Raw genomic sequence first — 20,998 nt, 5'->3', positions numbered from 1 at the left:
TTTTACCAAGGTTGCCCGAAGAGCTTGCTGCTTTTACGCAGGTTTTACGCAGCGGCGAACTGTTCACCGATCTGCGCCTGGGCTTCGCTCATGCCCTTATTGCGCATCTCGTCGCCCTTGGCCAGCCCTTCTGCACGAACGAATTCGATGTCGGTGATGCCAAGGAAACCGAACATCACTTTCAGGTAATCTTCGTGGCCTGCGCCACTTGGCTGGCCAGCGTGCAAGCCGCCAGCGGTGGAAACAATCACCAGCTTCTTGCCACCGCACAGGCCTTCGAAGCCGGCCTCGGTGTAGCGGAACGTCTGGCCGGCCACGGCAATGCGGTCGATCCAGGCCTTGAGCTGGGTCGGAATGCTGAAGTTGTACATGGGCGCGGCGATGACCAGCGCATCCGCCGCCTGGAATTCTGCCATCGTCTCGGCGCTAAGGTCGGCTTCGTACTTGAGTGCGGCGTCGCGCAATTCGGCACTGGTGCCGGCAGCGACCAGCGTTTGGGCGGAAAAATGGCTAATGGCGTCGGCGGCCAGGTCACGGTAGGTGACGGTGATGCCTGGCTCGGCAGCTTTCCAGGCTTCAACCACTTCACGGCTCAATTGGCGGGAAGCAGAGTTGTCGCCCAGAATGCTCGAATCGATGTGCAGCAGTTTCATGTGAGTGCTCTCCAAGTGAGGACCGCAACCAGGCGATCAATTGGAGACAATCCTATAGATCAAGCCAATGTTCGATAAGTCAGCATAAATGCGATAGTTTGTCCTACTGACAGGACAATCGAGCTAGACATGCAAGACCTCAATGACTTGTATTACTTCGCCAAAGTCGTCGAAGCCGGCGGTTTCGCAGCGGCCGGACGACTGCTGGGCATTCCCAAGTCGCGATTGTCGCGGCGTATCGCCGAGCTGGAAGAGCGTCTGGGCGCGCGGTTGCTGCAACGCACCACCCGCCAGTTGAAGTTGACCGCGGTCGGCGAACGTTATCTGCGCCATTGCCAGGCCATGATGCTGGAGGCCGAGATGGCCGACGAAGCGGTGGCGAGCATGTCCAGCGAACCCCGTGGCCGCTTGCGAGTATCGAGTCCGGTAGGACTGGCCCACCAGTTTCTGCCGGTGGTGATCGAAACCTTCCTGACGAAATACCCCTTGGTACAACTGGATATGACCCTGCTCAACCGACGGGTGGACCTGGTCAGCGAAGGCATCGACGTGGCATTGCGCGTGCGTGACCTGGGAGACGAAGACCCGCTGCTGATGACCCGGCGTCTGCGCCAGGCGCGGCTGATGCTGGTTGCCAGCCCGGCCTTTGTCGAAGGGCGGCGGATCGAATCGCCGGATGATCTCAAACAGTTGCCGGTACTGGGGGCATTGGAAGCCGATCGCCAGGTGCACCTGCGCCTGGTCAGCGCCGATGGGCAGCGTGTGGAGCTGAGCCTGGAGGCGCGCCTGGGCATTGACGACTTCATTGTGCGTCGCGCCTGCACCCTCGCCGGCCTGGGCTTCACGTTATTGCCGAGCATGTATTGCGAGCAGGAATTGCTTGACGGCACACTGGTGCAATTGCTGCCTGGATGGTCGTTGCCCGATGGCTGGCTCCAGGCGGTCTACCCGCATCGACGCGGCATGCTGCCAGCGGTGCGTGCATGGATCGACCATTTGGTGGAAGCCTTCGAGGGCTGTGGAGATAGAACGCTATGAGTTTGAGCGAAGAGGATGTCGCGCAGTTTTGCCTGGGCCTGCCCGGCGCCCGGGAGGACTACAAATGGGGCGGCGTGCGGGTGTTTTCCATTGCCGGGAACAAAATGTTCGCCCTGCAGGGGCTGCGGGGCGACTCGTTGGCGTTCAAGGTCGACAAGGATCTGTTCCTGGGTCATTGCGACCGGCCGGGCATTCACCCCGCGCCTTACCTGGCGCGGGCCCAGTGGGTCATCATGCAAGTGCCCTACCCGCTGGGTGCCAAAGAGCTGCGTGGCTTGCTGCAACGCTCACACCAATTGGTGGTGAGTAAATTGCCCAAGCGCACGCAGGCAGGTCTGTTGCTCTAGCCATTCAGAACAGATAGCTGCCCAGGAACAACTGGTCGATCCAGAACACCTGGTGCAACAGCACGATGAACCAGAACACCACCTGGAACGACACCTTGCGGGTCTTGTGGCGAAACAGCTGCTGGGCCAGCAAGGCTCCAGGCCAACCGCCAGCCAGTTCCACTGCATGCAACACATTCTCTGGCGTGCGCCAGGCGTCGGCGCGCGCCTTGCGCTTATCGCTCCAGTACAGCAGGAACGCCACCACGCTGACGACGCCATAGGCTGCCATTGGCACCCACGACACCGCCCGCAGCCCGAACAGCAGCGAACCGAACAGCGGCAAGGCACAGAGCAGCGCAAACACCATCAGTTTGAGCCGCAGGTGCTGCACGGCGCCGTCGGCATTGCGCCCGGTACGTTTGCGGCCGCCTGAGTCATTCATGGCTTGGCAGCGCTCCAATCCACCCAGCCGAACTGCCAGGTGGCCAGGATCAACAGGCCGAAGGCGATTCGATACCAGGCGAACACGGCGTAGCTGTGACTGGCGATGAACCGCAGCAGGCCCTTGACCGCAATCATGGCGAAAATGAACGCCGTGACGAACCCAATCGCGAACACTGGAAAATCCGCCGGAACGAACAGCTCGCGGTATTTGTAGCCCGAGTAGACCGCCGCGCCGACCATGGTCGGCATCGCCAGGAAAAACGAAAACTCGGTAGCGGTCTTACGCGACAGCCCGAACAGCAGGCCACCGATGATGGTCGCTCCGGAACGGGAAGTGCCCGGGATCATTGCAATGCATTGGGCCAGGCCGACCTTCAGTGCGTCCTTCCAGGAAATCTCGTCCACTGTTTCGGCGTGCACCTGGTGCTGGCGCTTCTCGGCCCAGAGCATCACCAGACCGCCCACGACCAGCGCCGCAGCTACTGTGATCGGGTTGAACAGGTAGTGGTGGATCCAGTCGGCGAGCAGCACACCCAGGACCACGGCGGGCAGGAAGGCGATCAGCAGGTTGGCGGTGAACCGGCGGGCACTGGGTTGCGTCGGCAGGCCCAGTACCACGTCGAAGATCTTGCGTCGGAATTCCCAGACCACCGCCAGGATCGCGCCGAGCTGGATGATAATGTTGAACGCCATCGAACGTTCGCCACCGAACTCAAGCAAGTCGGCGACAATGATCTGGTGTCCCGTGCTGGAAATCGGCAGAAATTCCGTCAAACCCTCTACTACGCCAAGAATCAGTGCCGAAAAGGCGGTCCACAAATCCATTCATCCCCCAAAAAAGACGCTGTTCATGCAGGTCTTATCAATATTCAAGTGTCAAGCGAGTGCTCGCAGCGGGTGCACGATAACTGTGACCTTTCAAAAAAAACCAATGAAAAATCAGAACAGGCTCAGGTTTTGCGCTGCGGGGCCGAAATCCTATCAGACAAGCCCTGATAACGCTGCCGCGTTATGACCCAGGTCAATTACGTATAGCCGCCGGGCGCTAAAGTGCCGGCCGTCGTTAATGACAAGAATAAGAAACCGGAGTGACAGCGTATGAATAGCTTGCGCAGTGTGTCGATCAGCCGACGCTTGTGGCTCATCCTGGTAGTGGCCATCGTGATGTTGTTCACGCTGGGCGCCTTGATGCTTAAACAGATCCACACCGACCTCTACCAAGCCAAAGTGCAGAAAACCCAGCACGTGGTACAGACCGCCAGTGGCGTGCTGAGCTACTACCATGGCCTGGAAACCGCTGGCACCCTGACTCGCGATGCCGCGCAAAAGCAGGCCCTCAGCGCCGTGCGTGGCCTGCGCTATAACCAGAGTGATTATTTCTGGATCAACGACCTGACACCGGTCATGGTCATGCACCCGACCAACCCGAAGCTCGAAGGCCAGAACCTCTCGGCCATTCGCGACCCGAACGGTTATGCGCTGTTCAACGAGATGGTCGCCATCGCCAAGTCCAAGGGCGCCGGCATGATCAATTACCTCTGGCCGAAGCCGGGCGCCGAGGCCCCGGTGGGCAAGACTTCCTACGTCCAATTGTTCGAGCCCTGGGGGTGGGTCATCGGTTCGGGCGTGTACATCGATGACGTCCAGGCCGAGTTCCAGTCCCAGGTGATCAAGGCCTCTGTGGTCGGCCTGGTCATCACCCTGCTCATGGGCCTGCTGCTGACCCTGATCGTGCGCAGCATCGTCGGCCCGCTGCAGGAAACGGTCAACGCCATGGCCAACATCGCCAGTGGCGAGAGCGACCTGACCCGCACCCTCGACACTCACGGCCAGGACGAAGTCACCCAACTGGCGCGGCATTTCAACGCCTTTACCGCCAAGTTGCGGCAAGTGGTGACCCAACTGCAAGCCTCGGCCAGTGCGCTGGGGCAATCCTCCAACGAGTTGGGCAACGACGCCGCCCAGGCCCAGGAACGCAGCCAGCAGCAGTCGCAACAAATGGAACTGGTGGCTACCGCGATCAATGAAGTGACCTATGGCGTGCAGGACGTGGCGAAGAACGCCGAGCACGCGGCCAGTGAAATGCGTGACGCCGAATCCCAGGCCCAGCAAGGCCAGGTCAACATCGATGGCAGCTTGCAGCAGATCGATCGCCTGTCCCAGACCATCGACCAGGCGGTGGAAGTGATTCGCACCCTGGCGAGCGAAAGCACCCAGATTGGCAGCGTGCTGGAGGTGATCCGCTCCATCGCCGAGCAGACCAACCTGTTGGCCCTCAACGCCGCCATCGAAGCTGCCCGCGCCGGCGAACAAGGCCGGGGCTTTGCGGTGGTCGCCGATGAAGTGCGGCTGCTGGCCCAGCGTACGCAGAAGTCCACCGCAGAGATCCAGGCGATGATCGAGCGCCTGCAAACCCATTCCGAAGCCGCGGTGAAAGTCATCAGCGACAGCAGCCGTGCCTCGCAACTGACTATCGAACAGGCCGGCCTGGCCGGGGCCAGCCTCAACGCCATCGGCCAGGCCTTGCGCAACCTCAACAGCCTGAACGCCTCCATCGCCAGCGCCACCCTGCAACAGGCCCATGTGGTGGAAGACATCAACCAGAACGTCACCCAGGCCGCCGGACTGTCCCACAGCACGGCTATGGCAGCTGAACAGTCGAGCCTGGCGAGTACGCGCCTCAAGGCGCTGAGTGAACAGTTGAACGGGTTGCTCACACAGTTCCGTGTCTAGGGCTTGATGAATAACCCTGTGTGGCGGGCTTGCTCGCGAAGACGTTGGCACATCCAACATTGAGCAAGCTGACCCACCGCTTTCGCGAGCAAACCCGCTCCCACATTGGTTTTGTGTCGGTCCCAGGCTGGGTGTCCACCGCAAATACCTTTGTGAGAGCGAGCCTACTCGCGATGCGGCGGCACATCCCGCATTGATATTGGAGCTGCCCACGCCATAACGTTTACAATCCCCGCCCTCTCCCATTTCCCCAAGGAACCGCCATGTCCGGGCTTGAACTGTTTGCCGCAGCCCTCGGCGTGATCGCTGTCTGGTTGACCGTCAAGCAGAACCCCTGGTGCTGGCCGATCGGCCTGGTCATGGTGTTGCTGTACAGCTGGATTTTCTTCGAGGTGAAGTTGTACTCGGACATGCTGCTGCAGGTTGTCTACGCGGTGCTGCAACTCTACGGTTGGTGGCAATGGACTCGTGCCGGGCACAATCATGATGGACGCCAGGTCACCCGCCTCGGTGGGCCGTCGGTATTGCGCGGCCTGGCTATCGGCGCGGCAGGCAGCCTGTTGTTGGGGGCCGCCATGGCTCATTGGACCGATGCCGCCCAGCCCTGGCTCGATGCCGCGCTCACCGGTTTCAGCCTCGTGGCCCAATGGTGGATGGCGCAAAAACGCGTGCAATGCTGGCCATTGTGGATCGCCCTGGATGTGATTTTCGTCGGCCTGTTCATCTACAAGGGCTTGCACCTGACCGCCGCCCTCTACGCCCTGTTCACCCTGCTGGCCGTGCAAGGCTGGCGGGAATGGCGCGCCGACCCGGCCTTGCGCGCATGAAGGTGGTGGTGCTGACCGGCCCGGAATCCAGCGGCAAGAGCTGGCTGGCGGCGCAATTGCAGGAACACTTTGGTGGCCTGCGGGTGGATGAATACGTGCGCCACTTCATGGAACAGACCCAGCGCGATACGTGCCTGGCTGACATCACCGACATCGCCGCCGGCCAACTGGCCTGGGAAGATGAAGCTCGTGCCCATCGGCCGGCGCTGTTGATCCTCGATACTCACCTGTTGAGCAACATCCTCTGGAGCCAGACCCTGTTCGGCGACTGTCCGGACTGGCTCGAGCCGGCCCTGCTGGCCCGCCATTACGACTTGCACCTGCTGCTCCACCCCGAACAGGTGGAATGGACCGGCGACGGTTTACGTTGCCAACCCGAGCTGGAAGAACGGCGGGCGTTTTTTGAAGCGATCGAAGCCTGGCTGAGCCGACATCGGCAACCTTTGCAGGTCATTCACGGCGATTGGGGGCAACGCCAACAGCAAGTGTTCGCAGCCGTTGCCCACCTGCTTGAAGCCTGATCACGGGGTGATCTGTTCCATTCCTGAAACAACGGCGTCGCACCAAACCCGGATCCAAAGCCGTTTCACGCGATTGTCATCAAGACTGTCAAGCTTTTGAAACACCCGCCCAAAAGCCTGGATCCAGAGCCCTGGGACAGTAAGTGACCGACTGGTCACCATGTACCTTGTCTCAGCGCTGAAACAGGCTCCCTCCCTGGCATCTCGGTCACAAATACAAGTCATTGAATTCAAAGGTATTCAAAAAACCGGCACAACACCTGCTCTCCCCACTTCGCAACGCTGGACCAGGGCCAGCCCACCGAAGAAGGAACCGATGCCGTGGGGACTTTCGAAAGAAGTTTGACCTGTCTGTTGTTGATCGGCTGCGCCGCCAGCGCAACGCTCAGCCTGCCAGCGCAGGCCGAAGGCAATGGCGTCATTGTGCTCACCCGTGACGTGCAGCCCATCGCAATCGGTCGCAATGGTGGCAAAGACCCCTACCCGATCACCGTCAATGCCAACCCCTCCGAACGAATCAACCAGGCCACCGCCAGCACCGAATTGAGCGATGGCGAGTTCGCCAGCGTTGCCAGCGGCTCGTCGATCCGCAACATCGTCACCCCGAGCACCGGTGTGCAAGGCCTGAATGTCGTGACCAACCCCAACGGCATGCCGGGCATGAGTGCCGGTCACGGTGGCGGCAGCGGCGGCGCGATCTCCGGCACCATCAACCGCTCGCTCAGTTCCGGCCTGGCCCCGTTGGGGCGGCTGGCGGGAGGCCAGTGACATGAAGCCCGCCCTGTTTCTTCTCGCCCTGCTCATGCTTTCCCTGCTCAGCTCTTTCACTGTATTTGCCGATTCGGGTGTTGCGGTGATCAGTAGCGCCAACCTGCAGGATTCCGGCAGCCATTACAGCGGCAACTTCAACGTCAACCAGGCGGCCGGCGACCAGACCCAGCAGACCAACACCCGAGCCATCGCCATCGGCAGCCACGCCCAGGCCAGCACCCACGTGCAACAACGCGTCGACACGCCGGCCAACCCTTCCATGAACGCCACCGCCAGCATCGGCGGCCATTCCTTTACCAACGGCAACGGTGTGCTGGGCGTCAACCAGTCCGCCGGGGCCAACAACCAAATGGCCAATGTCATGCGAGTGGGCATCAGTGCCCATCCGCAGAGCATTGACGACAGCGCCCTGTCTCAACAGAACGTGGCGTTGCTACCGAACTCAGGAGCAACTGGCGCCCCAACCGGCAGTCGCCAGGTCGTTACCAGCGACCAGGCCTTCACCGGCAGCCGAGGGGTCATCCAGGTGAACCAGAGTGCCGGGGTGGGAAACCGCATGGCCAACACCCTGAGCATCCGGGTCGCTGATTGACCCGGAGGCTACATAAGAAAGTACCGACACTTAACCAACGACAAGCAAGGAGAAACACCATGAAACCGACAATGGCACTCAAACCATTGGTTTTCGCTCTCGCCGCTGTCATGGCAATGGCCGCACAGGCTGGAGGAAACGATAACGGGCACGGCAATGGTCATGGCCACCATGGTCCCAAAGGCCCAACGTGGGAAGAACAGCTTTCCATCAACGCCGGCGCAACGGCTACCGTGATGGATGAGCAGAACAGCGACGGCAACCAGGTGCTCAACCAGGGTACTAAAAACACCGCCGAAGCCACCGACTCCCTCAATGGCAGCAACGGCAACATGGGGGCGAACATCGCCGCCGGCGACGGTAACCAACAAGACAACGCCGCAGCGCTGGCTACCGCTGACGAAAGCTTCATCTTCGGCTCGGCTGTCGCCGCCTCGAGCGCCACGCAAACCAATACCAACAACTATGTAAAAAACAACTCGACCCACAACAACGCCTCACTCACCAATGCGGGCAACAACGGCTCCGGCAACATCGGCATCAACGTGACCGCCGGTAACTTCAACCAACAGAAAAACAACCTGGCCATCGCCGTATCGGGTGGCCGTGTCGCACAGGCCTCTGCCGAGGCCAATCAGTCCTCCACTGGCCTGGTGGTCGACAACAAAGGCGTGCGGACCTACAAAACCGACACCCTCACCAGCACTTCCAGCGCTTCCGGCACCTTCAAGGCCAAAGGCACCGGCACCGTCGAAGATGACGGCCATGGCGGCTGGGGCAACAAAGGTGGCTATGGTGGCGGTCACGATGACGACAAGTTCAAGTTCTCCGCCGTGGGTACTTTCGAACTGTCCGGTACCAACACTCAGCAAGTGCTGACCCGCGATGGCTGGAAAAACCCTGTGATCAACAACGCCACCATGACCAACTCCATGAACGGCTTCTCCGGTAACGGCGGCGCCAACGTGTCGTCGGGCGTGGGCAACCAGCAGAGCAACTCGCTCTCCATCTCTGCCGGCTGCAGGGCTTGCATGTAAAAAAGTACCACTGCGGGAGTAGTGGCCCTGTGGGAGCAAGCTTTGCTCCCACAGGGGCTTTTTTCCAGGGGTTCCCTCCAGGCGTATCGATCATGCGTGTCACTGCCGTTTCCCTGCTGCTCTGCATGGCCTGCGTGGCCGAAGCTGCGCAGATACCAGTCGCCGCCCTGCCTGGCGGCATGCTGGTCTACAAACCGGTGCAAAGCGTACGCGAGCGTAAGTTCAGCGACATTGTCGAGCAGAAAACCGATTTCAGTTGCGGTGCCGCCGCGCTGGCCACGGTGCTGCGCCAAGCCTACTGGCTGGATGTCGATGAAGAGCACGTCATCAAAGGCATGCTGGTCAATGCCGACCAGGACCTGGTCCGTACCCAAGGGTTTTCCATGCTGGACATGAAGCGCTACGTGGAAGCCATCGGCATGCGTGCCCGAGGTTACCGAATACCGCCAGAGAAACTCGAAGCGGTGACGATCCCGGTGGTGGTCCTGATGGAAATACGCGGCTACAAGCACTTCGTGGTGTTGCAGCGGGCCGACAAGCAATGGGTCTACATCGGCGACCCGGTACTGGGCCACAAGCGCTACGCCCATGATGATTTTGTCAAAGGTTGGAACGGCATCGTCTTCGCGATCGTCGGCCCGGGCTATGACAAGGCCAATGCACTGCGCAACCCTCCACAACCATTGACGGCACGTAACAAACTGGACGGGTTCAACCCGGTCAGGGATGCAGAACTGATGGATTTCGGCTTCATACAGAGCGACTTCTTTTAATCGCCGACCAACTGCCAACATAAGTACAAAAAGGAGCAGGACGCTCCGGGAGCAGCACATGAGAACTTCACACTGGCTGTCGCTGGCCTGCCTGGCCGCGGCTGCCTCGGGCTATGCCCATGCCGGCTTCAAACCCATCGAAGTCAAGGACCAGGAGCTTGCCGAGCTGCGCGGTCGTTATGTCATGCCCGGCCGAGTCATCAGCTTCGGCATCGTCATGAGCAGTACCTGGCGCAACGCCAGCGGCGACTTGATCGGTGCCACCAGCACCATGCAAATCCAGTCAGCCACCGTCAAACCCGAGTTTTATGTCTCCACCATCAAGCAGACCGGCAACGGCAGCGTTCCAGAACAAGGTAGCGGCAATATTACCGGTGGCGCCGGCCTTGGCACGAGCCAGGGCGTGACCCAGAGTGTACGCGCCGCTGGCGACGGCAATACCGCCTACAACAACGTCAACATCAATGTGAAAGAGAGCAACCAGGCGCCGGCGCTCGTGCCTTCCCAGGGTCAACTGCTGACCAAGGGCCAGACCATCAGCGGCAGCAACGCCGCCGGCAGTGTCGCGGTCACCGCCACCGGCAATGGCGTGCAAATGGCGATCCAGGCCAGCCATAACCAGGGCAGTACCCTGCAACAAGTGGCCCAAGGTGGTTTGCTGCAGAACACCCGCCTGCTGGGCAGCAGCAACCTGGTCAACAACATGACGCAACTCAACGTGGTGCTGAACAATAACGGCGCCAGCGCCGGCGCACTGGACTGCAATCTGACCCAACTGCGCGGCCTCCGTAACCTCGGTTATTGAACTACGCTGGTTTCCGATCATTGGGCAATTAGGGACGGCATATTTCATGTATCGATCCGTATCGTTGCGCGCTGTGATGTGTTTAAGCACGTTGTTCCCGGCGACCGTGTTGCACGCGGCCCCGGATGCCGAAATAGAGGCCCTGAAACAGGAGCTTCTCGAGCTCAAGCAACGCTACGAGGTCCAACAGAAGGCCCTGGCGGTGCTCGAGCAGCGGGTTCGCCAAGTGGAAGATCAACCCGCCGCTCCACCGCCCAAGCGCCTGGCCAAGTCCCCCTCCGACATGAAAGGCAACCAGACCGTGGCCGGCGGTGGCGCGACAACGACCGGCGGCAGCGGCTACGGACAATCCCTGGCCGATGATTCCCAGCCGGCCCAGAGCGTCTCCAACCTCTATGATGAGGCCAGCGGCTTCTTCGGTGGCGGTAGATTCAGTTTCGAGACCGGCGTGACCTATTCGCGCTACGACACGCGGCAATTGATCCTCAATGGTTTCCTGGCCCTGGACTCGATTTTCCTGGGCAACATCAACCTCGACCGGATCAAGGCCGACACCTGGACGCTGGACCTTACCGGTCGCTACAACTTTGACAACCGCTGGCAGTTCGACCTCAACGTCCCGGTGGTCTACCGCGAATCCACGTACCAGTCAGGCGGCGCGAACAACGGCGCGGCCGGCGTCACCAGCGAAGAAACCGTGACCCGCGACCCCACCATCGGTGACGTCAACTTCGGCATCGCCTACAAGTTCATGGATGAGTCGATCAACTACCCGGACGCGGTGGTCACCCTGCGGGTCAAGGCTCCCACCGGCAAGGACCCGTTCGGCATCAAGCTGCGTCAATCCCAGGCCAACACCAACCTGTTCGTGCCTGACGACCTGCCCACCGGCAATGGCGTGTGGTCGATCACCCCCGGCCTTTCGCTGGTCAAGACCTTCGACCCGGCCGTGCTATTCGGCACCCTTTCCTACACCCATAACTTCGAAGAATCGTTCGACGACATCAGTTCCACGGTCAACCAGAAGGTACCGGGCAAGGTGCGGATTGGCGACAGCTTCCAACTCGGCGCGGGCATTGCCTTTGCCTTGAACGAGAAGATGAGCATGTCGTTCTCGGTCTCCGACCTGATCCAGAAGAAAAGCAAGCTCAAACAGGACGGCGGCGACTGGGAATCGGTGGTCTCCAGCGACGCCAACGCGGGCTACTTCAACATCGGCATGACCGTCGCTGCGTCCGACAACCTGACCATAGTGCCCAACCTGTCCATCGGGCTGACCGACGATGCGCCGGATTTCAGCTTCAGCCTGAAATTCCCGTATTACTTCTAGCGCAGGATGACGGTCTTGACACCGTACCCTGTGGGAGCGAGCCTGCTCGCGATAGCGGTAGATCAGTCATTTTAACTGTGACTGACACACCGCTATCGCGAGCAGGCTCGCTCCCACAAGGAATCGTGCAGGGCTTGGGTCAGCGGATCTGATGTTTGTGCAGTAACCGATAGAATGTCGGCCGGGACACGCCCAGCACCCTGGCGGCCACGCTCAGGTTGTCGCTATGGCGATTGAGCACATCGCTCAAGGCTTGGCGCTCGGCGCGGGTCTTGTAGTCCTCCAGTGTGCCCATCGGCGCCGCCACGCCTTGGTGACTGGCCAGGCCGAGGTCCCGGGCCTCGATTTGCCGCCCCTCGGCCAGCACCAAACCGCGACGGACGCGGTTGGCCAGTTCCCGCACATTACCGGGCCAGTCATGCATGCCCATCGCCACCAATGCGTCCTCGCTGAAGCTGCGGGGGCGGCGGCCGGTTTCCCGGCTGTAGAAATGGGAAAAGTGGCTGGCGAGCATCCCCAGGTCGCCATGACGTTCGCGCAGCGGCGCCATCACCACTTGCAACACGTTCAAGCGGTAATACAGATCCTCGCGAAATCGCTTGTTCTCGATGGCCGCCTCAAGGTCCACATGGGTAGCCGCCAAGACTCGCACATCGACCGCAACCGGCTGGCTGCCACCGACTCGCTCAATGTGTTTTTCCTGTAGGAAGCGCAGCAGGTTGGCCTGCAACTCCAACGGCAAGTCGCCAATTTCATCGAGAAACAACGTGCCGCCGTGGGCCGCCTCGATCCGTCCGATCTTGCGTTGGTGAGCGCCAGTGAACGCGCCCTTCTCATGCCCGAACAACTCGGACTGGATCAGGTGCTCCGGGATGGCTCCGCAGTTGATGGCGATGAACGGCCTGTTACGCCGGTGAGACTGACAATGCAGGGTGCGCGCCACCAGTTCCTTGCCGGTACCGCTTTCACCCCGGATCAACACCGGCGACTCGGCCGGTGCCAGCTTGCTCAACAATTTACGCAGCTCGCGAATCGGCTTGCTATCGCCCAGCAGTTCATGTTCGGGCTGATCAATGTGGATCGAGCCTTGCCCCCGCAGGCGCGCCATGCCAAACGCCCGGCCCAGTGTCACCTGGACCCTGGACACGTCGAACGGCAAGGTATGGAAGTCGAAAAACCATTCGCAGACAAAATCACCGACGTTTTGCAGGCGCAACACTTCCTGGTTGAGCACGGCGATCCATTCGGTACCGCTACGGCTGATCAACTCCTTGACCGCTTCCGGGCGCTCCAGATGAAAGGGCTGCAACCGCAGAAGACCGACGTCACAGGTCCGATCGCCAGCGTGTTCGAGGGAGCAACTGTCCACATCCCAGCCAATGGTGCGCAAACCTGGCAACAAGCGATGGCAATCGTCGCAGGGATCAACCACGAGCAGACGACGTGACGTACTGGCTTCGATCATGACTGATCCTTGGCGCCAAAATAAGGAAATATGATTAGAAACAGTCGTTTGGCAAACCTGCATGTAACAGTAGCAAGAAGTTGACGCCCCCTTGTATCAATTGATTATCGAGATCGCATCAAACTGGTTATAAGCGAGCGTTTCGTTAGTTGTCGCGGGCCTGTTTCTTTCATGGCGCTTTCAAACAAAAGCCCAAAAGCCTGGTCTGAAAGAAAATCGAAATTTATTCAAATAATGTGTGACCCGCGTGCGGGTTCGGAACATCAGTACAAGTAACCAGCCGCACGGTACGCCCAACCGACGGCACATCATTTGTTTGGGCACACTTAAGAGAAAACGCCATGAACGCCCCGCTCCGTATCAACGAAGCTCTTTTGATTGCCGACCGCGCATTCCGTCCTTTCCAATGCGTGGCCTGGGCTCCACAAGACGGCAACGGTGAACTTAGCCTGACCGTCATCGACCGTACCAACACCCATATTGGCCGCACCCAGATTCCAAGCAGTGCCTATACCGACCCGGTCCAACTGGCCGACCTGTTGCAACAGGCCCGTGCCGAACTGAGCCAGGAAGGCTACAAATTGCAATCCTGGTCGATGCCTGAATAACAGCTGGAAAAGCCTGTTATCGATTGCAGGCTTGGCTCTGGTTTGTAAAGCCATTGTTATGGCACGAATCGCCCCTGTATCTGTGGAACATGCCAGTTGTGCATTGTCACATTCAGGGATTGAATGTTGCCCTCATGCAGTCATCGCCCTTTCGGGCCGGTCGACACGCAAGGAGAGGCAGGCATGCTCGATCAGTTCGCGTTTGTGCTCCCCGGGGCCATGGCCCACGCCGGGCAACTTGACTCAGGCTTTGCCGCCAACGGCAAAGCCTGGATTCATTTCGAAGACAGCACCTCGAGCCTGACCACCGGGCTGACCCTCGACCACGCCGGACGAATTCTGGTGGCAGCCAGGATCGAGACAGCCCACGGCAGTCGATTCGGGTTGGCGCGACTCAATCCTGACGGTTTGACCGACCCGGACTTCGGTAACCACGGCTGCGTGATCGGCGCATTTGAAAACGGCTTCGAAGCAACCGCAGGCCAAGTGATCGAGTTGCCCGACGGGCAGATCCTGCTGTCCGGCCTGCATTACGAAAACAACGACCATACCCTTCCCGCCCTGGCGCTGTTCGACCAGCAAGGTCGTGCCGTTCAAAGCTTCGGCAACGGCGGCCGGCACATCATCCGGCTTTGCGGCAATCTCTCCCAAGGCCTGCGCGATCCCTGGCTGCCGCCCGGTGTGCCGGGGCTCGAGGCCTGCGACATGCAAGTGCAGGCCGATGGCCGGATCCTTGTGCTCGCCAACCACCACTTCCAGTTGTCCGATCATGTCGGCGTACTGATCCGCCTCTTGCCGGACGGAACATTGGATACCTCGTTCAACGGTCGCGGTTTCGTGATGGTCCGACGCTTATTGAAAAATACCTGGCTCGGCTGCCTGATGCTCCAGGCTGACGGTCATATTGTCGTCGGCGGTGCCATCGACTTGCCCCAGCATGGTTTGATTGCCCGCTATGACAGCAGTGGCAAACTCGATGACAGCTTCGGCGAGAACGGCTTCATGACAATCCTGGCGCAAGGTCACAGCGTAATGGTCAGCCAGATCGTTCAAGATGCGAACGGTGATCTGCAAGTATTCGGCAGCAGCCGCGATCCGATGCATAGCCTGGCCCTGAAAGTGCGCCCGGAAGGCAAGCCAGACCGTCACTGCAACCAGGGCCAGTGCCGGCTCATGGCGATCGGACGCAATGCCAGTCAGTGGACCGCCGCTCAACTTCAGCCGGACGGAAAACTGGTGACCGCAGGTGCCACCATCGGCGGTATCGAGGCCGATTTCATACTTGCCCGGCACTTGCCGGATGCCAGCCTCGATCCGGATTTCGGCCAGGGCAAAGGCTGGGTTCGTACGCGACTCGGCTACAGCCTGGACACCGCCACCGCCCTGGCGGTGCAGGCTGACGGCAGAATCCTGGTGGGCGGCTATTCGCTCCACGGTCATTATCGAGCGGTGGTTGCGCGATATTGGGCCTGAACCGAATTATCGCGGGGGGAGCAGTATTTATTCCTACGCTTGATATTCCCCATCTCTTACGGCAAGTTGCGCGCTTCTAATTAAAAGGAGCAGCCGATGTCCGGTCCAATGGCTCAGGCTTTCGCGCACAACTTTCTGGGGCACTCCCCACGCTGGTATAAGGCGTGCATCATCACTTTCCTGATCCTCAATGCCGTGGTGCTGTGGACCCTGGGTCCGGTCGTTGCCGGTTGGATGCTGGTGGTGGAGTTTATCTTCACCCTCGCCATGGCCCTTAAATGCTACCCGCTGATGCCTGGCGGCCTGTTGCTGGTCGAAGCCCTGGTGCTGGGCATGACCACCCCCAAGGCGCTGTACGACGAGTTGCTGCATAATTTCCCGGTCATCCTGCTGCTGATGTTCATGGTGGCCGGAATCTACTTCATGAAGGATCTGCTGCTGTTCCTGTTTTCACGCCTGCTTTTGGGCGTGCGTTCCAAGGCGCTGCTGGCCTTGATGTTCTGTTTTCTCTCGGCGTTCCTGTCAGCCTTCCTCGATGCCCTGACCGTCACGGCGGTGATCATCAGTGCGGCCGTGGGCTTCTATGCGGTGTATCACCGTGTGGCCTCGGGCAATGATCCACGCCTGGACAGCAACGTGGATGAAGACCACGAACTGCCGTCGCGCCATCATGAAGATCTCAATCAGTTTCGAGCGTTCCTGCGCAGCCTGCTGATGCATGGCGCCGTAGGCACCGCCCTGGGCGGCGTATGCACCCTGGTGGGCGAACCGCAGAACCTGCTGATCGGCCATGAGATGGGCTGGCATTTTGCAGATTTCTTCCTGAAAGTCGCGCCGGTGTCATTGCCAGTGCTGGTGACAGGGCTGGCGACCTGCGTGGCGCTGGAAAAGCTGCGCTGGTTCGGCTACGGCACGCTGCTGCCGGAAAATGTGCGTACCGTACTGGCCGACTACGCCGAGCAGGACAATCGTGAACGCACTGCGCGCCAGCGGGCGGCGTTGATCGTCCAAGGTATCGCCGCCCTGATTCTGATCGTCGGCCTGGCGTTGCACATCGCCGAAGTCGGCCTGATCGGCTTGATGGTCATCGTGCTGATTACCGCCTTCACGGGGATCACCGACGAGCACCGACTCGGCAATGCGTTCAAGGACGCCATGCCGTTCACAGCGTTGCTGGTGGTGTTCTTTGCGGTGGTGGCGGTCATTCACGACCAGCAATTGTTCACCCCGCTGATTCAATGGGTGCTCGCCCTGCCCGCCGATCAACAACCGGGCATGCTGTTCATTGCCAACGGCCTGCTGTCGGCCATCAGCGACAACGTGTTCGTGGCGACCATCTACATTACCGAAGTGAAGCAGGCCTTCGTCTCCGGCCACATGAGCCGTGAACAGTTCGAGACACTGGCGGTAGCCATCAACACCGGCACCAACCTGCCCAGCGTCGCCACGCCTAACGGCCAGGCCGCCTTCCTGTTCCTGCTGACCTCGGCGATCGCACCACTGATTCGCCTGTCCTATGGACGGATGGTCTGGATGGCCCTGCCCTACACCGTGGTGATGGGTGGCCTGGGCTGGTATGCGGTGACTTATTGGTTGTAACCAAAACCAATGTGGGAGCGAGCCTGCTCGCGATGACGGTGGCATATTCAGCATGGATGCCGCTGGACCACCGCTATCGCGAGCAGGCTCGCTCCCACAAGGGAAATGCGTGAATCATCGAGGCAGGATGTACCGCTCGATCGCCAGCGCCGCACCGTCATCGACAACGGCGGCGGTCACGACATCCGCCTGACGCTTGATCGCCTCCTCCGCCTGCCCCATGGCAATCGACAAACCGGCACGATGAAACATCGCCGGGTCGTTGCCGCCATCCCCCATGGCCGCCGTCTGCTCCAGCGGCACATCCAGGAACGCCGCCAGGGTCGCCAGCGCTTCGCCCTTGTTGGCCTGCATCGCTGTCACATCCAGGTAGATCGGTTGTGAACGTGAGACCTGGGCCTGGTCCTTGAGCAGCGGATGCAGCCTAGCCTCCAGTTCCACCAGCAGGTCCGTGTTGGCGCTGGTGGCGACGATCTTGTCGATACGCTCCAGGTAGGGTTCGAAACTGTCGACCTGCACCGGCGGATAACCCAGCCCACGGGTTTCCACCGGCACCATCGGTCCGTTGGCGTCACGCACCAGCCATTCGCCATCGGCAAATACCCAGACCTCGATGCCAGGCTGATCGGCGTACAGCGCCAAGGTGGTCAGCGCCGCCTCGGCAGGCAAGTAATGCACGGCGAGGAAACTGCCGTCGGGATGAACCAGCGTGCCACCGTTGAACGCTGCGGTGGGCAAGTCGACGCCCAATGCCTCGATCTGCTGCAACATCGCCCGGGGCGGTCGCCCGGTGGCGAGGCTGAACAGCACGCCGGCCTCACGCAATGAACGAACGGCTTCGATGGTGCGTTGGTTAAGACTGTGGTCAGGCAGCAGCAGCGTACCGTCCATGTCACTGAGCAAAAAGCGGATGGGGTGTTTCAGTTGATCACTCATCCGAGGCCGTGCCAGACGCGACCGTCGCGTATCAGCAGATCATCGGCGGCCGACGGCCCATCTTCACCGGCCTTGTAAGGCTGGACCGTTGCGTCCTGCTGCCAGGCATCGAGGAACGGCTGCACGGCGCGCCAGCCGTTTTCGATGTTGTCGGCGCGCTGGAACAGGGTCTGGTCACCGGTCAGGCAATCGTAGATCAGGGTTTCGTAGCCCGTGGAGGGTTGCATTTCGAAGAAATCCTTGTAGGCGAAGCCCAATTCGATATTGGCCATGTCGAGTGCCGGCCCCGGCCGCTTGGCCAGCAGGTCGAACCACATGCCTTCATTGGGCTGAATCTGGATTCTCAGGTAGGTAGGTTGCAGTTCGTCGACTTCGGTGTCGCGAAACTGCGCGTAAGGCGCCGGCTTGAAGCAGATGACGATTTCCGTGTCGCGCACGCTCATGCGTTTGCCGGTGCGCAGGTAAAACGGTACACCGACCCAACGCCAGTTATCGATCATGACCTTGAGGGCGACGTAAGTCTCGGTGCTGCTGTCGGCGGCCACATTCGTTTCCTCGCGATAGCCCTTGACCGCCTTGCCAGCGACTTCACCGGCCGTGTACTGGCCCCGGATGGAGTTGGCACGCGCCTGCTCCACCGACCAGGGCCGGATCGCCCCGACGACCTTGGCCTTTTCTCCACGCACGGCGTCGGCACCAAAGGCCGCTGGCGGCTCCATGGCCACCATCGCCAGCAGTTGGAAAAGATGATTGGGCACCATGTCCCGCAAGGCGCCGGTGTGTTCATAAAAGCTGCCACGGGTTTCCACGCCGACGGTTTCGGCGGCGGTGATTTGTACGTGGTCGATGTAGTGGTTGTTCCAGAACGCTTCGAACAGGCTGTTGGAGAAACGGCTGACCAGAATGTTCTGCACCGTTTCCTTGCCCAGGTAATGGTCGATGCGATAGATCTGTTTCTCGCTCATGACCTTGAGCAGACAGGCGTTCAGCGCTTCGGCGGTGTGCAGGTCGGAGCCGAACGGCTTTTCGATCACCACCCGCCGGAAGGCATCGTCCTGTTCCTGAAGCAGCCCGGCCGCACCGAGGCGGCTGACCACTTCACTGAAGAAGCGCGGCGCGGTCGCCAGGTAGAAAACCGCGTTGCCAGTGCCGCTGGCGGCGATTTTCGCCGCCAGCGCCTGGTAGGTACTGTCATCGAGGAAATCGCCTTGGACGTAGCTGATGCCCCGGGCCAACTTGGCCCACAGCACCGGATCGAGCGCTCGGTCGGCATCGCCGCCCTTGCTCGCCGCTTCGTTACGGATGAAGTCCTCGAGTTTCTTGGCAAAGTCCACATCGCTGATAGCGTTGTGGTCGACGCCAATGATCCGCAGCCCATCGCCCAGCAGACCGTCACGACTGAGGTGGTAAAGCGCCGGCATCAGCAGGCGCTTGACCAGGTCACCATGGGCGCCGAACAGGAACAACGTGGTCGGCGGCGCGGGTTCTGCCTTGGATTTGCTGCCGATCGAGGTCATTTTTTCGGCGTCTCCACGTGGCCGCCAAAGCCGAAGCGCATGGCCGAGAGCATTTTGTCGCCGTAGGTGCTTTGCTGGCGGGAACGGAAACGGGCGAACAACGAGCTGGACAGCACCGGGACCGGCACCGCTTGCTCGATGGCAGCTTCGATGGTCCAGCGCCCTTCACCACTGTCGGCGACTTCGCCGGAAAAACCGTCCAATTTCGGATCGCTGGCCAGCGCATCGGCGGTCAAATCCAGCAACCAGGACGAAACCACGCTGCCGCGACGCCAGACTTCGGCGATATCGGCCAGGTTCAGGTCGAAACGCTGCTCCGGTGGCAGGCTTTCGCTGGATTTGGTCTTGAGGATGTCAAAGCCCTCGGCGAACGCCTGCATCATTCCGTATTCGATGCCGTTGTGGATCATCTTCACGAAATGCCCGGCGCCAGCCGGACCTGCGTGGATATAGCCGCGTTCGGCGCGGTCATCGTCGGATTTACGGTCACGGGTGCGCGGAATGTCGCCCATGCCCGGCGCCAGGCTGGCGAACAACGGATCCAGGCGTTGCACCACTTCGGCATCACCGCCAATCATCATGCAGTAACCACGCTCCAAGCCCCAGACACCGCCGGAGGTGCCGACATCGATGTAGCTCAGGCCTTTTTCCGACAGGGCCTGGGCGCGACGGATGTCGTCCTTGTAGTACGTGTTACCGCCATCAATGATCACATCCCCCGGCTCGAGCAGTTCGCTGAGGACGTTGATGGTGTCTTCGGTGGGTGCGCCGGCTGGCAGCATGACCCAGACCGCCCGTGGCTTATCCAGGCCAGCGACCAGTGCCGGCAGGTCCGCGACGCCTGTGGCGCCTTCCTGGCGCAGGTTTTCGACAAAAGCGGCATTGCGGTCATAAACGACGGTGGTGTGCCCATTGAGCATCAGGCGCCGCGCAATATTGCCGCCCATGCGGCCCAGTCCAATAATCCCGAGTTGCATGTGCTGATGCTCCCTACTACAAATAAAGGTGTGTCAAAAATGAAACGCTATCGACTAGTGGAGGTTAGTCCAGAGCATTGCCGCATAGTTTCCGGGTAATTCGAGCGATCACAAGGGATAACGCTCACGATCCGGCCAAAGACACAGCGACCATGAAAAATAAAAAAGTTCCAATCACAAGCAAAAGAAATCAGAATCGGCGCCGATAGTAGAGGTGTCGACCAAATACTGGCGACATCTCTATAGTTGATGTACGCCATTTGCGAGGTGAGCAATGGGCCCTGTCGTTACCGCACGTCCTCCCCAAACCCTTTATGTGACCATTCGTCGCGATGAATTGCGCCTACTCAAGGAAGAACGCGATCTGCTGCTCGATGAAGTGACGCAACTGCGCATGCAGCTGCAGCACGCACAACTGCCCCACCAAAGCCAGTCCCTGGCGCGGTAAGCGCCCCAGAAGCACAGCGCCAGCAAGTGACACTGGGCATTCCGGTGTCACTCGCCTGTAGGCCCGCCATGCGCACTTGTGGCGAGGGCTCTATCCGCGGCAGCAAAGCTTGCCCGCGATAG

The 20,998-nt window shown here is 60.3% G+C and carries 22 protein-coding genes; 15 read left to right on the top strand and 7 right to left on the bottom strand.

The window, feature by feature from the left end; genetic code table 11:
- Positions 1 to 44: 44 nt before the first annotated feature.
- Positions 45 to 653, bottom strand: a complete 609-nt coding sequence (locus tag AC30D9_RS00270) for an FMN-dependent NADH-azoreductase (RefSeq protein WP_134924205.1) — start codon at positions 651 to 653, stop codon at positions 45 to 47.
- Positions 654 to 782: 129 nt separating this feature from the next.
- Here AC30D9_RS00270 and AC30D9_RS00265 point away from each other — a divergent pair, with 129 nt between their 5' ends.
- Complete coding sequence (locus AC30D9_RS00265) at positions 783 to 1,691, top strand: LysR substrate-binding domain-containing protein (RefSeq protein WP_307572373.1); 909 nt, start codon at positions 783 to 785, stop codon at positions 1,689 to 1,691.
- Complete coding sequence (locus tag AC30D9_RS00260) at positions 1,688 to 2,038, top strand: MmcQ/YjbR family DNA-binding protein (RefSeq protein WP_307572374.1); 351 nt, start codon at positions 1,688 to 1,690, stop codon at positions 2,036 to 2,038. The genes AC30D9_RS00265 and AC30D9_RS00260 overlap by 4 nt, the downstream gene beginning before the upstream one ends.
- A 4-nt stretch (positions 2,039 to 2,042) precedes the next feature.
- Here the strand turns inward: AC30D9_RS00260 and AC30D9_RS00255 are convergent, their stop codons facing one another.
- Complete coding sequence (locus AC30D9_RS00255; protein ID WP_307572375.1) at positions 2,043 to 2,462, bottom strand: DUF1294 domain-containing protein; 420 nt, start codon at positions 2,460 to 2,462, stop codon at positions 2,043 to 2,045.
- Positions 2,459 to 3,289 (bottom strand): undecaprenyl-diphosphate phosphatase, encoded by an 831-nt coding sequence (locus tag AC30D9_RS00250; RefSeq protein ID WP_307572376.1) that lies wholly within the window; start codon positions 3,287 to 3,289, stop codon positions 2,459 to 2,461. Before AC30D9_RS00250 ends, AC30D9_RS00255 begins: the two co-directional genes overlap by 4 nt.
- A gap of 273 nt (positions 3,290 to 3,562) precedes the next feature.
- Between AC30D9_RS00250 and AC30D9_RS00245 the strand changes: the two genes are divergently transcribed.
- From AC30D9_RS00245 to fapF, 9 genes are all read left to right on the top strand, one after another.
- A complete protein-coding gene (locus tag AC30D9_RS00245) occupies positions 3,563 to 5,197 on the top strand; it encodes a methyl-accepting chemotaxis protein (protein ID WP_307572377.1) in 1,635 nt (544 codons plus the stop codon).
- Between the two features lie 263 nt (positions 5,198 to 5,460).
- Complete coding sequence (pnuC, locus tag AC30D9_RS00240; protein ID WP_134924200.1) at positions 5,461 to 6,024, top strand: nicotinamide riboside transporter PnuC; 564 nt, start codon at positions 5,461 to 5,463, stop codon at positions 6,022 to 6,024.
- Positions 6,021 to 6,545, top strand: a complete 525-nt coding sequence (locus AC30D9_RS00235; protein WP_490143716.1) for an AAA family ATPase — start codon at positions 6,021 to 6,023, stop codon at positions 6,543 to 6,545. The genes pnuC and AC30D9_RS00235 overlap by 4 nt, the downstream gene beginning before the upstream one ends.
- A 321-nt stretch (positions 6,546 to 6,866) precedes the next feature.
- Positions 6,867 to 7,313 (top strand): functional amyloid chaperone FapA, encoded by a 447-nt coding sequence (gene fapA, locus AC30D9_RS00230; protein WP_134924199.1) that lies wholly within the window; start codon positions 6,867 to 6,869, stop codon positions 7,311 to 7,313.
- A 1-nt stretch (position 7,314) separates the two neighbouring features.
- On the top strand, positions 7,315 to 7,908 hold the full coding sequence (gene fapB / locus AC30D9_RS00225; protein WP_307572379.1) for a fibril amyloid subunit FapB: 594 nt from the start codon (positions 7,315 to 7,317) through the stop codon (positions 7,906 to 7,908).
- 59 nt (positions 7,909 to 7,967) lie between these two features.
- Positions 7,968 to 8,945, top strand: coding sequence for an amyloid-like fimbrin subunit FapC (gene fapC / locus AC30D9_RS00220; RefSeq protein WP_307572380.1), 978 nt, complete (start codon positions 7,968 to 7,970; stop codon positions 8,943 to 8,945).
- A 92-nt stretch (positions 8,946 to 9,037) separates the two neighbouring features.
- Positions 9,038 to 9,718, top strand: a complete 681-nt coding sequence (gene fapD, locus AC30D9_RS00215; protein WP_134924196.1) for a fibril amyloid maturation endopeptidase FapD — start codon at positions 9,038 to 9,040, stop codon at positions 9,716 to 9,718.
- A 58-nt stretch (positions 9,719 to 9,776) separates the two neighbouring features.
- On the top strand, positions 9,777 to 10,523 hold the full coding sequence (fapE, locus tag AC30D9_RS00210; protein WP_490143149.1) for a fibril amyloid subunit FapE: 747 nt from the start codon (positions 9,777 to 9,779) through the stop codon (positions 10,521 to 10,523).
- A 46-nt stretch (positions 10,524 to 10,569) separates the two neighbouring features.
- Positions 10,570 to 11,853, top strand: coding sequence for a fibril amyloid transporter FapF (gene fapF, locus AC30D9_RS00205; protein WP_490143148.1), 1,284 nt, complete (start codon positions 10,570 to 10,572; stop codon positions 11,851 to 11,853).
- Between the two features lie 139 nt (positions 11,854 to 11,992).
- On the opposite strand, the gene AC30D9_RS00200 is transcribed toward fapF, so the two are convergent.
- Positions 11,993 to 13,318: a sigma-54 dependent transcriptional regulator gene (locus tag AC30D9_RS00200; RefSeq protein WP_134924193.1), complete on the bottom strand. Its 1,326-nt coding sequence runs from the start codon at positions 13,316 to 13,318 to the stop codon at positions 11,993 to 11,995.
- A gap of 341 nt (positions 13,319 to 13,659) precedes the next feature.
- On the opposite strand from AC30D9_RS00200, the gene AC30D9_RS00195 reads away from it, so the two are divergent.
- The 3 genes from AC30D9_RS00195 (at position 13,660) to nhaB (ending at position 16,998) form a co-directional block, all read left to right on the top strand.
- Positions 13,660 to 13,926, top strand: coding sequence for a hypothetical protein (locus AC30D9_RS00195; RefSeq protein WP_134924192.1), 267 nt, complete (start codon positions 13,660 to 13,662; stop codon positions 13,924 to 13,926).
- A 183-nt stretch (positions 13,927 to 14,109) separates the two neighbouring features.
- Entirely contained in the window at positions 14,110 to 15,399 is a 1,290-nt protein-coding gene (locus AC30D9_RS00190; RefSeq protein ID WP_134924191.1) for a hypothetical protein, read from the top strand.
- Between the two features lie 96 nt (positions 15,400 to 15,495).
- Positions 15,496 to 16,998 (top strand): sodium/proton antiporter NhaB, encoded by a 1,503-nt coding sequence (gene nhaB / locus AC30D9_RS00185; protein ID WP_134924190.1) that lies wholly within the window; start codon positions 15,496 to 15,498, stop codon positions 16,996 to 16,998.
- Between the two features lie 114 nt (positions 16,999 to 17,112).
- Here nhaB and AC30D9_RS00180 read toward each other — a convergent pair whose 3' ends face one another.
- From AC30D9_RS00180 to gnd, 3 genes are read right to left on the bottom strand one after another with little or no spacing between them, the layout of a single operon-like run.
- On the bottom strand, positions 17,113 to 17,934 hold the full coding sequence (locus AC30D9_RS00180) for an HAD family hydrolase (protein ID WP_307572385.1): 822 nt from the start codon (positions 17,932 to 17,934) through the stop codon (positions 17,113 to 17,115).
- A complete protein-coding gene (gene zwf, locus AC30D9_RS00175) occupies positions 17,931 to 19,451 on the bottom strand; it encodes a glucose-6-phosphate dehydrogenase (RefSeq protein ID WP_307572386.1) in 1,521 nt (506 codons plus the stop codon). The genes AC30D9_RS00180 and zwf overlap by 4 nt, the downstream gene beginning before the upstream one ends.
- The gene (gene gnd / locus AC30D9_RS00170; RefSeq protein WP_280633899.1) at positions 19,448 to 20,452 is read right to left on the bottom strand and encodes a phosphogluconate dehydrogenase (NAD(+)-dependent, decarboxylating); all 1,005 of its coding nucleotides are present in this window, start codon (positions 20,450 to 20,452) and stop codon (positions 19,448 to 19,450) included. Before gnd ends, zwf begins: the two co-directional genes overlap by 4 nt.
- A gap of 250 nt (positions 20,453 to 20,702) precedes the next feature.
- On the opposite strand from gnd, the gene AC30D9_RS00165 reads away from it, so the two are divergent.
- The gene (locus AC30D9_RS00165; protein ID WP_164488483.1) at positions 20,703 to 20,876 is read left to right on the top strand and encodes a DUF6026 family protein; all 174 of its coding nucleotides are present in this window, start codon (positions 20,703 to 20,705) and stop codon (positions 20,874 to 20,876) included.
- The last annotated feature ends 122 nt before the right edge of the window (positions 20,877 to 20,998 follow it).

The organism is Pseudomonas sp. DF11, from assembly GCF_058148565.1.
Note: the sequence above shows the minus strand (reverse complement) of the source record. Positions and strands in the feature narration are given on the sequence as shown.

Bases quoted from the DNA above. Each gene is read 5' to 3' on its own strand.
- AC30D9_RS00270 (WP_134924205.1), bottom strand. From the start codon at position 653: ATGAAACTGCTGCACATCGATTCGAGCATTCTGGGCGACAACTCTGCT.
- AC30D9_RS00265 (WP_307572373.1), top strand. From the start codon at position 783: ATGCAAGACCTCAATGACTTGTATTACTTCGCCAAAGTCGTCGAAGCC.
- AC30D9_RS00260 (WP_307572374.1), top strand. From the start codon at position 1,688: ATGAGTTTGAGCGAAGAGGATGTCGCGCAGTTTTGCCTGGGCCTGCCC.
- AC30D9_RS00255 (WP_307572375.1), bottom strand. From the start codon at position 2,462: ATGAATGACTCAGGCGGCCGCAAACGTACCGGGCGCAATGCCGACGGC.
- AC30D9_RS00250 (WP_307572376.1), bottom strand. From the start codon at position 3,289: ATGGATTTGTGGACCGCCTTTTCGGCACTGATTCTTGGCGTAGTAGAG.
- AC30D9_RS00245 (WP_307572377.1), top strand. From the start codon at position 3,563: ATGAATAGCTTGCGCAGTGTGTCGATCAGCCGACGCTTGTGGCTCATC.
- pnuC (WP_134924200.1), top strand. From the start codon at position 5,461: ATGTCCGGGCTTGAACTGTTTGCCGCAGCCCTCGGCGTGATCGCTGTC.
- AC30D9_RS00235 (WP_490143716.1), top strand. From the start codon at position 6,021: ATGAAGGTGGTGGTGCTGACCGGCCCGGAATCCAGCGGCAAGAGCTGG.
- fapB (WP_307572379.1), top strand. From the start codon at position 7,315: ATGAAGCCCGCCCTGTTTCTTCTCGCCCTGCTCATGCTTTCCCTGCTC.
- fapC (WP_307572380.1), top strand. From the start codon at position 7,968: ATGAAACCGACAATGGCACTCAAACCATTGGTTTTCGCTCTCGCCGCT.
- fapD (WP_134924196.1), top strand. From the start codon at position 9,038: ATGCGTGTCACTGCCGTTTCCCTGCTGCTCTGCATGGCCTGCGTGGCC.
- fapE (WP_490143149.1), top strand. From the start codon at position 9,777: ATGAGAACTTCACACTGGCTGTCGCTGGCCTGCCTGGCCGCGGCTGCC.
- fapF (WP_490143148.1), top strand. From the start codon at position 10,570: ATGTATCGATCCGTATCGTTGCGCGCTGTGATGTGTTTAAGCACGTTG.
- AC30D9_RS00200 (WP_134924193.1), bottom strand. From the start codon at position 13,318: ATGATCGAAGCCAGTACGTCACGTCGTCTGCTCGTGGTTGATCCCTGC.
- AC30D9_RS00195 (WP_134924192.1), top strand. From the start codon at position 13,660: ATGAACGCCCCGCTCCGTATCAACGAAGCTCTTTTGATTGCCGACCGC.
- AC30D9_RS00190 (WP_134924191.1), top strand. From the start codon at position 14,110: ATGCTCGATCAGTTCGCGTTTGTGCTCCCCGGGGCCATGGCCCACGCC.
- nhaB (WP_134924190.1), top strand. From the start codon at position 15,496: ATGTCCGGTCCAATGGCTCAGGCTTTCGCGCACAACTTTCTGGGGCAC.
- AC30D9_RS00180 (WP_307572385.1), bottom strand. From the start codon at position 17,934: ATGAGTGATCAACTGAAACACCCCATCCGCTTTTTGCTCAGTGACATG.
- zwf (WP_307572386.1), bottom strand. From the start codon at position 19,451: ATGACCTCGATCGGCAGCAAATCCAAGGCAGAACCCGCGCCGCCGACC.
- AC30D9_RS00165 (WP_164488483.1), top strand. From the start codon at position 20,703: ATGGGCCCTGTCGTTACCGCACGTCCTCCCCAAACCCTTTATGTGACC.